The sequence below is a fragment of the Pelosinus baikalensis genome (genome assembly GCF_020819555.1).
Taxonomy (GTDB): domain Bacteria; phylum Bacillota; class Negativicutes; order DSM-13327; family DSM-13327; genus Pelosinus; species Pelosinus baikalensis.
On sequence record NZ_JAJHJB010000074.1, the window covers coordinates 1 to 9,378 of the forward strand.

The 9,378-nt window shown below is 36.0% G+C and carries 12 protein-coding genes and 2 pseudogenes; 7 read left to right on the forward strand and 7 right to left on the reverse strand.

Going from position 1 to position 9,378, the window contains the following annotated elements:
* Positions 1–182: hypothetical protein (locus LMF89_RS24240; protein ID WP_229537401.1), on the reverse strand; the 182-nt coding region annotated here is incomplete at its 3' end.
* Positions 183–231: 49 nt separating this feature from the next.
* Positions 232–528, reverse strand: coding sequence for a hypothetical protein (locus LMF89_RS24245; protein ID WP_229537402.1), 297 nt, complete (start codon positions 526–528; stop codon positions 232–234).
* A 155-nt stretch (positions 529–683) separates the two neighbouring features.
* Here LMF89_RS24245 and LMF89_RS24250 point away from each other — a divergent pair, with 155 nt between their 5' ends.
* The 5 genes from LMF89_RS24250 to LMF89_RS24270 all read left to right on the forward strand — a co-directional run bounded on the left by LMF89_RS24250 (position 684) and on the right by LMF89_RS24270 (position 3,071).
* Entirely contained in the window at positions 684–1,094 is a 411-nt protein-coding gene (locus LMF89_RS24250; RefSeq protein ID WP_229537403.1) for a helix-turn-helix domain-containing protein, read from the forward strand.
* 161 nt (positions 1,095–1,255) lie between these two features.
* Positions 1,256–1,675, forward strand: a complete 420-nt coding sequence (locus LMF89_RS24255) for an ImmA/IrrE family metallo-endopeptidase (RefSeq protein WP_229537404.1) — start codon at positions 1,256–1,258, stop codon at positions 1,673–1,675.
* 43 nt (positions 1,676–1,718) lie between these two features.
* Entirely contained in the window at positions 1,719–2,162 is a 444-nt protein-coding gene (locus LMF89_RS24260) for a hypothetical protein (protein ID WP_229537405.1), read from the forward strand.
* Positions 2,163–2,331: 169 nt separating this feature from the next.
* Complete coding sequence (locus LMF89_RS24265; protein WP_229537406.1) at positions 2,332–2,502, forward strand: hypothetical protein; 171 nt, start codon at positions 2,332–2,334, stop codon at positions 2,500–2,502.
* A 59-nt stretch (positions 2,503–2,561) separates the two neighbouring features.
* Positions 2,562–3,071 (forward strand): hypothetical protein, encoded by a 510-nt coding sequence (locus tag LMF89_RS24270; protein WP_229537407.1) that lies wholly within the window; start codon positions 2,562–2,564, stop codon positions 3,069–3,071.
* A 438-nt stretch (positions 3,072–3,509) separates the two neighbouring features.
* On the opposite strand, the gene LMF89_RS24275 is transcribed toward LMF89_RS24270, so the two are convergent.
* The 3 genes from LMF89_RS24275 to LMF89_RS26510 all read right to left on the reverse strand — a co-directional run bounded on the left by LMF89_RS24275 (position 3,510) and on the right by LMF89_RS26510 (position 7,689).
* Positions 3,510–3,812, reverse strand: a complete 303-nt coding sequence (locus LMF89_RS24275; RefSeq protein WP_229537408.1) for a hypothetical protein — start codon at positions 3,810–3,812, stop codon at positions 3,510–3,512.
* A gap of 41 nt (positions 3,813–3,853) precedes the next feature.
* Complete coding sequence (locus LMF89_RS24280) at positions 3,854–7,195, reverse strand: hypothetical protein (RefSeq protein WP_229537409.1); 3,342 nt, start codon at positions 7,193–7,195, stop codon at positions 3,854–3,856.
* 329 nt (positions 7,196–7,524) lie between these two features.
* A complete protein-coding gene (locus LMF89_RS26510; RefSeq protein ID WP_500797131.1) occupies positions 7,525–7,689 on the reverse strand; it encodes a transposase in 165 nt (54 codons plus the stop codon).
* A gap of 399 nt (positions 7,690–8,088) precedes the next feature.
* Here LMF89_RS26510 and LMF89_RS24285 point away from each other — a divergent pair, with 399 nt between their 5' ends.
* Entirely contained in the window at positions 8,089–8,463 is a 375-nt protein-coding gene (locus LMF89_RS24285) for a hypothetical protein (protein WP_229537410.1), read from the forward strand.
* A 145-nt stretch (positions 8,464–8,608) separates the two neighbouring features.
* On the opposite strand, the pseudogene LMF89_RS24290 reads toward LMF89_RS24285, so the two are convergent.
* A pseudogene (locus tag LMF89_RS24290) lies at positions 8,609–8,826 on the reverse strand (integrase core domain-containing protein); the annotation flags it as partial.
* A 110-nt stretch (positions 8,827–8,936) separates the two neighbouring features.
* Here LMF89_RS24290 and LMF89_RS24295 point away from each other — a divergent pair.
* A complete protein-coding gene (locus LMF89_RS24295; RefSeq protein WP_229537411.1) occupies positions 8,937–9,074 on the forward strand; it encodes a hypothetical protein in 138 nt (45 codons plus the stop codon).
* Positions 9,075–9,194: 120 nt separating this feature from the next.
* On the opposite strand, the pseudogene LMF89_RS24300 reads toward LMF89_RS24295, so the two are convergent.
* Positions 9,195–9,378: pseudogene (locus tag LMF89_RS24300) on the reverse strand (trans-sulfuration enzyme family protein); the annotation flags it as partial.

Here is a 9,378-nt window from a genome sequence, read left to right on the forward strand (position 1 = left end):
TTGTAGCTTGTTTCTGAGCATTCAGGAATCCTAGGACACCGGTAGCAAAGTCCAGGGACATGAGGATATCTGTGAATTAATGCATCAACATAGCGTTGCATGTGTCTAGCGATACAAAATATCTCTTTCGCAGAAAAAAGTTCTTTGGTTGCGGCAGGCATTTCTTCTGAAATAAGTCTCACTCCTTTCATTACCTTTTCGATATGGATACGATAGCATTGTCTAACCTCTTTAGCTGGCTCTAGGCTTGAAAGGAATCTCCTGCATTGTTAATGTTACTGATTGTTCATCATCTAATAAATTATTCCCATGAACTCTTTTAGTGGACTTTGTTGGTAAAAAAATATCCATATTACAACCAATTATTTTTGCCACCTCTTTTACTAATTCAAAAGAAAAGTTTCCTGTTCTTTCTTTTTTAGCGAAAGCTTGCTTAGACATCGGTTTTGCAAGATGTTTTGCGATATATTCGGCAGACATTTTCATCTCATTTCTTTGTTTGCGAATTAGATCACCTATATGGGCCATATTGCATCATCCCTCCTTTATATAAAGTAATCTTTTAGTTGACTCAATTATACTGTAAACTATTAGTTTTCGTCAATAGCTTTTTGTAAACTTTTATTTGACGTAGTAAGTAAATTAAAAGTTTACTATAATGTAAGTAGATAGGTGGTGATATTTTGAATGGTAATATGATTTTTGCCAAAAGAATAAAACAATTACGCGAAGAGAATGGCGATAGCCAAGAATCTCTTGCGGTTATTTTTAATTACTCTAAGCAAGCAATATCCAATTGGGAAGTTAGTGGCAAGGTACCTCGTAGTAAAGTCTTAGAAAAACTAGCAGAACGCTATGAAACTACAAGTGATTATTTGCTTGGATTTACTGACGATCCACATTCTATCCGACCTAGCAACGAAACTAAAAAGCCCAAGGACCTAAAAAGAATCCTTGAGCAGCACGATATTATGTTTGATGGCGTACCAATCGACGAGGATGCTAAAAAAGAAATATTGCATATCGTTGAATTTGAGCTCTATAAACGCGCAAAAGAATTAAACAAAAGAAAAAAAGCTACACCAGACTCTTAACCTAAGTTATTACCATTAATAATAGAGGTGCAATAGTGAATATAACAGTGATCCTAACTATAAAAGCATATTTTCCATAATAAAAAACACGCCATTTTTATGTCGTGTTTTATTTTGTCATTTATTGTCGAACATATGTTTTCTTTTTCTGGAGGTTGTAGATGAACATACCGCGCCGTGTGCGAAATCTTATGAAGAAATATAATACTAGAAATCCATTTGAATTAGCAGATTTTCTAAATATTACTGTTTTATTCTATCCTATAAAGTCAGGTGTACGGGGCTTTTATGATAAAGTTTTAAGACGCAAATTTATTATAATCAATAGCTCTCTGCCTGAACATATACAGAGACAAGTCTGCGCTCATGAATTAGGACATGCCCTACTCCACAAAGGCTGGGGTTACTACTTTATGATTGAACATACCTTCTTCTCTCCTGGTCGCTTTGAGCGTGAGGCAAATGAATTTGCTTGGCAGCTGCTGTTTGATGAAGAAGCTTGTAGGGTTGAATATGACAATGATCTTGGTCGGTACGTTCGTGAGGAAGGGATTGTAGAGTTGGTTGGGTATAGGAAGTAATTCGGAAAAATTTAGATAAATTTACTATGAGGGAGAGATAATTATGAGTAAAAAATTTTTCATCAGCTTATTTACGTTTTTAGTTTTTGTTTTTTCGGGAATATCTTACGCAGAGGAAAATCCTTTTATGGGACTAACGCAAGACCAAGTTGTTCAAAAATATTTTGAGGGGAAACAACTAGATACAATTGAAGGGGTTTGGCTCGACGAAGATGCGCATCCGACTATAATTATTAAATCAAGCTTAATAGACCTTGGTAAAAAATATGGTAACTACGATTACCTTGTGGTAGGATATTCCTCTAAATCAAATGTTGGAATATACGGTTTATATAAAACTGAGAATTCTTCCTGCTTTAGATTTGGGCCAAGAAAATTTCTTCTAAGATTTATAAGCCAAAACGCTTTATATTATTCTTATCCTGGTGTTAATTATATTCCCGCTGGTTCAATTTATACTCGCATTTATCCAAATGAAATAAAATAATAACTAGGTCATCAGAATTCTTCACAAATTATTAATTATCTCGATTAAATACTTTAGAGTCGTTATTAATAATATAAAAGAGCTTATACATTTATATTTTTGAAAATGTTACTTTTATGGACATGGCACCAATGGAATGCCCTACTCCAAAGGCTGGGGCTACTACTTTATGATAGAACATACCTTCTTCTCTCCTGGTCGCTTTGAGCGTGAGGCAAATGAATTTGCTTGGCAGTTGCTGTTTGATGAAGAAGCTTGTCGGGTTGAATATGATAATGATCTTGGCAGGTATGTACGTGAGGAGGGAATTGTGGAATTGGTTGGATATAGAAAGAATTAATACATAAAAAAACGAAAATCTCAATTGTCTTCTATACAGATTATAACGGAGGGATTAATATGAAAAAAATACCACTTATAGTGCTAGCTTTCCTCTTTTTGTTATCTACAACAGTTTTTGCGCAGAATTTTACTTCATATGCCATGTCAGACTATCTTTCTGTATCTCTGCCTACTAATTGGGATACAAAGTTATTTGATACAGGCATACTTTCCCACCGCAGTGACTTTCACTTTAGCGCCTCCCTCTACGTAAAACCACGCACTGAAGAAAGTTTAGATGATCTTGCTATTAAGCTGGAAAAAGGCGCCTTAAATATAAATGAGATATCAAACTTAACTTGGAGCGTAGAAGATAAAGGAGCATTGCTAATCGATCATTACGATTCAAGATTTATGTTACATCATTATTCTGGACCAAGTTTACAAAAACCTCAATATCAATTGCATTATTTTTTATATAGCAATGGGTACCAATATGATATCCATATTATCGGAGAATATGATAACTTAAAAACCGATCACGAAACCATTGACAAAATCATCTCTAGCGTTAAAATTATTAAATAGTTGTGAACTGTTACGCTAACAAAAGACACAGTACTATTCATTATTAAAATGGACAGGCTGTGTCTTTATTTAAGATGTGTAGTTTTTACAACTGAACATACCTTCTTCTCCCCTGGTCGCTTTGAACGTGGCAAATGAGTTTGCTTGGCAGCTCCTATTTGATGAAGAGGCTTGCAGAGTGGAATATGACAATGATCTTGGTAGGTATATAGAGAGGAAGGAATTGTGGAGTTGGTTGGATATAGGAAAAATTAATATGTCGGGGTATAAAATTTACCCCTTATTATTGGAGGTGAGGATTTTGGCTGAAGTACAACAGTGTTCTCCAGTTATATCGAAAATCGACTAACTTACTAATCGCCTAGATAGTCAAATTGATTGGTACAGCAGGAAAAGTCAGTATTTTTAAGCTTGTTCTTGATTTTTACTCCTTCATAATCATTTGTATGACGGCTTTGTTTTTGTTCTGACATCAGTTATCAAATCAGTGATTAGTTTAGACATTAGCGGACCCGCTATCTCTTCAATTTTAGCTGACCAAATCCAATTTCCTTGAGGGCGACCAGATATAACTATTACTTTACCACTGTAATCATTTAAATCCAATATTTGAGATTCAGGTGTCATAGAGGTTTGCATTGATATTGTAGTTAATTTCACAAAATTATTAGCTATCGTTTGTGGCCAAATTTCTTTTGCCTTATTATCTTCTACAAAAAGCAACCTGTAGTTATTTGTCATTTTTCCTCCATTTAAATTAGATATTTTGAAACTTTTTATTATTACTCAGTTTCTTTTTCTTGTTTTACCGAAACATGAATGTGATATTCACTTTCATAAAATACCCAATCAAACCCCGCCTCAACAGCCAATTGGGCAAGACGACCTAGCTTTTGTATATCAGAATCACTCACACTTATATCGGCTGCCCTTCCCTCATAATGAGCGCTTGGTTCTTTTCCATGTTCAAAACCTTCATCCCAAGCTTCTGTTACTCGTAGACTTAATAACGGCCATTCCTTTTTAACTAAAATCGCAAGTTCATCTAATTTTTCTTTTAATCTTGGAGTCATCCTTCGATCTGCTCCTGTTTTTTCTTCATCCTCAAATATTATATTTTCATTTGTATTTACTTTAAGTGGCGAATCACCAAGCATATCATCCCTTCTAATCACCTTTTTAAAAGGTCCAATTGCCTCTCTTTCTTTTACATCAGGTACCGTATCATATATTTTAAATACTGGCTTGACTGGCTGAGATATGCTAGCTGTTATCTTATGAAGAATGCTACTAATTAGCCCACCGATACCTAGTGTACTGTTAAAGGCATTTATTTCATTAGATAACAATTCATTAGAAATAGAATCAGTTGGTTTTTGATCAGAAATTCCTGTACCAATCATTCTTAATTCCTGACTACTCGTATTGGGAGATTCCTTATTTAATTTTTCTCTTTTATTATCGTTTATTTTCTTATCAAGCTTTGCTCCATGGTTAACTTTAGCACCAGCCTGTGAAATATTTGCAGATGCATTATTGGGTACTATTGGAACCCCCATAGCTGCTCCAATAAATGGCAGCATTGCCTTTATCATTTCGATTTGATAATTACCCGCTGTCGCCATGTTACTACCAGCTTGCTCTGCTGCATGTCCTGCAGAGTTTGTAGATGCGTTGAGCCCTGCCTGTGTCAGACCAATTGTTGCTGCTAAGGCACTCATATCACGGAACATATTACCATTGTTGACAGCATTTAGAACTGCCCCTAAACCTTGAGGATCTGGTAAATTTGAAGGATTAATAATATTCACCATAGGATTACTTAATTGACCAGGTTTAGTGTCATCATCTTGGTGCCTTGAACCAGTTGTAACCGGAGCTATATCCGGAGCTTTTTCAGGAATAGGTGAATCTTGCCAATTCCAAAAGCGGGTAATATCTAACTTCTCTGCACAATTGTACCTACCAAGCACCGCTTCTGCAAATACGCCTCCACTAGGTAACGGAATTACTTCTTCGTTCGGCAAAAAATTGCTATAACCTTTGTCATTTAACCATTCATTCCATTTTTCGTTTTTATTGTCAATTGGCATTCTAAAAACAAGATAATTTCCAGAAACAGTAATTGGAACTGGATCAATCATTTGAATAACAGGAATACCAGTTGTTCCATTACTAGCTCCACTACTTACGTCATCGTTATATTCATAGGAGGATAAAAGAAGCATAATAGTCGCAGAATCCAAATTTCTCCATACTGCTTGGCTATAATATAATTGATTCTCATTTAAATGCTTGACTAGTTCGTTGTCCTGATCTATTGGACTATTTATTATGTCGATAGTTGTAATAGCAGCTTCATTTTGTAATTTTAATACAATAGGAATAGTAACCGATGATCCAGGAATAAATAAATTTAAGTTAAATGTTACTTCGGGAAGTTCACTTTCGTTTTTCTCATTTTTAATCTTAATCGCGGTAATTTCAGATAACATATAATTGATATCTTCATTAAATGTTTTATTAAGCGTTTGTCCATTGCGTAGAAATATCTGAAATTGAGTCAAAGCAACCCCTGCAGGTGCATTATAGGATATATTAGTTAATTTCAAATTTGATGGTAATTTAAGTGCATCTGGCGATTGCACAATATTACTCCCTATTATCGAACTGACTCCATCCAAGATATCAAGATTTGCTCGATCAATAATAGTTTGATTTATACTTCTCAAAAAAGAGAATTCCGAATCCAATGCTAATAATCGCCGAACTTTATCATTTAGAGCAACATCTATAAGAACATCTCTATATGTTTTCAAAATATTTTCTTTATTAAAATCAACCAATTTCATTGGAATGAATAGGCATCTTTCCACTGAAACTCGATCTGCTACAACTCGATAAAGTTGCACAACTTCATAATAATGTACCGATAGAGCATGCATATGATTATAGTTAGTGATTATCCTTGTACTTACTCGTTCACTTTCCACCTGCGAAACTTCCTTGATTGTAGAAGCACGTCGATTACGTGCCGTATTTGCATATTGTTGCGTACTGTCCATAATGTTTTGGGACATTGTAGCAAAGAGATCTCTTCGTCCAAATGATGACGAAATACTAGTGGCCGTACTACTTGAATTTGATCTACCTTTTGAACCTCCCCCCAACCCTCCAACTCCTGGGATTGATATTCCCCAACCGCCACCAGATGTCCTAGAAGAGCCTTCAACTGTAGACTTAGAAAATCCATTTTGTACTTCCTGAGCAACTCCTTGAGTAACTTCACTTATAGAGCGATTATGAAAGTTAGAATTACTTAAAAACTCGTATTCGTCAATAACTTCATCCACCCTTGCACTAGTTCTTCTTGCCCAATCAATAACTGCAATACGAGTACTCTCTCCAGGAGCAAGAGCGATACTGTGTAATAGCTGCCCAAGGGTTACTCCTTGATTATACCAGGATTGTGAAAAAGTTAATATCGCCCCAATAGCAGGTTTTGTAAACCCTACCGCTGTGGGTGCTCCATTTATATCAATTTGCTCCTCGATTGGTTTTAATGGCGTATTGGATCCTAAAATTTTATCTAAAACTACTGCTTGATAAAAGACCCTTTCAGTTGGATACATGCCAGATGTTGGCAATAAATCTGGTGGGGATTCTGTATCATAGTTCGGAGTATCTCCCGGATTAAATTCAGATTGAAATATAGAATAAGCTACTTGATATGGTGGCCATAACGCAAGTTCACGAATGTTTTTAACACCTAGAGCTTGTTCAATATTACTCGCATTACTGGAAATTCCTTCTAAAATAGAAATATTTTTAAATACTAAGCTAGTAACATCGTCTGTATTCTCGCCGTCAACTATAGCATCCGACGGAACTGAACCAAAACGGGATAAACTATTAGTCTTATCAAGACTAGCTTGCAATAATTTCTTTGCATTATCAAAAACCTTAGACAAAGCTAAATCAAACACACTGTGTATGTCGAGTTTTTTTAACTGCTCTGCGGCTTCATCAGTAACACCAATCAATATGTTTGGTGATTGGCGTAAAGCTTCCGTTGCTACTAAATCCACGAATTCTGTTTTTAAATATTGTCGTATTGAACTCATACTGCTTACCCCCACATTCGTTGTAATCTAGGTCATTTCTTCTTAAGCCTATTATTACAACTTTAGCACTTCAATTATACATTATCTTCATTTATCTGAACCAAACTTTTGGTTCAGACAGTTGGAGTACCAACGCTTCCCGGCTGGTGATATAGCCGCTGTGCCCTTGTACCATTCCACTCGATTGGCCGAGCAGAATCCTAATTTGTGGTTCAAGCAGTCTGTTCGGTTACACACTACCATTGGCATATAGAGACACCAAAGTAAAGTCGCCCCAAATACTTCTTATTCAACTTTACTCTCGAAAGAAATTCCATAGAAATAGCCGATCAACAGCATTTCTTACTAACAGCACTGGATGGATCAACAGAACATCGACCGACAGGAAAATAAAGCTTGCTGACTTTTTTGCAAATGGGAAAAAAATCTACGACCGTAAGAATTCTCCTTAGTAGGTGTTCTTGTGATATAAATTCATCAAGACATATAAGCATAAACTTACTTTGCTTTGTTATCGCTCTTCCCTATCATAAAGAACCCTCCCAGTCAGGACTACCCGTAAAACGGATGGCTTGATTATGCTCTATAAGGGCATGGTACTGGCTGAATCTCAAGACTCACTGAAAAAGTCTACCAGCCGCTTAACCTTTTCAGTCAGCCCCTAAAGGGGCTTTTTCTATGACTTTTTTACTGGTTCATCCATAAACGGGTTTACCAATTCTTTTAGACTCCCCTATTCACTTACGCAATGAAAAAAGTCATGCAGATTATTAAGCATGGCTCTAAAAAAATCATTTCTAAAACTAGTTCGTCAACAGACCAAATCCGCGTTTTTTGGGTTACTCGTATAGAAACTTAGTCCCCAGATAACAATATGTGCGAGGTGATATATAATGAGAAACTATGATCAAGAAACAGGTTCGGAAATTTTAAACTCTAAAGAAGTACTATTGGAAAAAAAACAAGAAGTACCTCATTTTACCTCTTTGACTTACAGGGTTTTTGAACTACAGGCTCTTCCTGGGATTTATGGTGTATGGTTGGAAATTGCTACTCATTTGAATAGTTCAGATTATACAATTACAGCTGAGCCTTTAGGGGATACAGAAATTTTGGGGCAAGTTAAGTATTTCAATACTAATAACGCTGAAATAGTTAAAGATTTCCACCGTGAAATTTCAATTACTACTGGTGGTATGGGTACCGTATCGGTACGATTTAAGGGATTTCCTTTTGGATCAGTAGTAAGAGGCACTATTATCCCCTGAGTCATTTTAAAGCTCAATCAAATAGCTCTTTTTTCATTATTCTTCAATTCCAACAGTCTTCTTGATTGCTCGTAGTATGCCCCCAAGAATAAACTAGCCTAATTGGGTCTGTTGATAGAACAGTCAAGAAAAACTGGACAAAAAGTTAAGAGTTTAGGTAATTTTCAAATTGACATGGAGTAAGGTAGCCCAATGAGGAATGGATTCGCTTGGTGTTGTAGTAAGTCTCAATGCATTTGAAAATATCCATCTGAGCTTGTTCAGGATTGTCGTAATTGACGCCCCAACAAGCTCTCGTTTTAGTGTTCGATAGAAAGATTCCATGATAGCGTTGTCGTAAGGATTGCCTTTTCTGCTCATGCTTTGAAAACCTAGTAAATATAAGAGCTTAATTTCTCTAACAATTTATTCTTATCCTCCACCCTATCAAAAGCATGAATTTTTCTATGGCAATTAGGACAAAGAGCTACTTCATGATTGAACACACCTTCTTCTCCCCTGGTCGCTTTAAACGTGAGACAAATGAGTTTACATGGCAGCTATTGTTTGATGCAGAGGCTTATCGTTTTGAATATGACAATGATCTTGGTCGGTATATTTGGGAGAAGTGAAAAGTTAACTTCATTATGCAATAAGTACTACATAACAAAAGACACAGCACTATTCCATGATAGATAATCTGTGTCTTTCTTCTGAAAAATTCATTATTAAATTATATCACGCCTAACAGCCTACTTAATTACTTCTAAACATCCTGCCGCTTGGTTGAGATCACGCAAAAGATCCTGATAGTCTTCGAGTCCAGCATGGAAGCGTAAAATATAACCATCCGGCAGGGGTGTAACTTCGCGCTTGGCATGCACTGGCAATACAAGCGACAAATGTCCACCCCAGCTTTCAGCAACCCAGAACAAG

Bases quoted from the DNA above. Each gene is read 5' to 3' on its own strand.
- LMF89_RS24245 (WP_229537402.1), bottom strand. From the start codon at position 528: ATGGCCCATATAGGTGATCTAATTCGCAAACAAAGAAATGAGATGAAA.
- LMF89_RS24255 (WP_229537404.1), top strand. From the start codon at position 1,256: ATGAACATACCGCGCCGTGTGCGAAATCTTATGAAGAAATATAATACT.
- LMF89_RS24260 (WP_229537405.1), top strand. From the start codon at position 1,719: ATGAGTAAAAAATTTTTCATCAGCTTATTTACGTTTTTAGTTTTTGTT.
- LMF89_RS24265 (WP_229537406.1), top strand. From the start codon at position 2,332: ATGATAGAACATACCTTCTTCTCTCCTGGTCGCTTTGAGCGTGAGGCA.
- LMF89_RS24270 (WP_229537407.1), top strand. From the start codon at position 2,562: ATGAAAAAAATACCACTTATAGTGCTAGCTTTCCTCTTTTTGTTATCT.
- LMF89_RS24275 (WP_229537408.1), bottom strand. From the start codon at position 3,812: ATGACAAATAACTACAGGTTGCTTTTTGTAGAAGATAATAAGGCAAAA.
- LMF89_RS24280 (WP_229537409.1), bottom strand. From the start codon at position 7,195: ATGAGTTCAATACGACAATATTTAAAAACAGAATTCGTGGATTTAGTA.
- LMF89_RS26510 (WP_500797131.1), bottom strand. From the start codon at position 7,689: ATGCTTATATGTCTTGATGAATTTATATCACAAGAACACCTACTAAGG.
- LMF89_RS24285 (WP_229537410.1), top strand. From the start codon at position 8,089: ATGAGAAACTATGATCAAGAAACAGGTTCGGAAATTTTAAACTCTAAA.
- LMF89_RS24295 (WP_229537411.1), top strand. From the start codon at position 8,937: ATGATTGAACACACCTTCTTCTCCCCTGGTCGCTTTAAACGTGAGACA.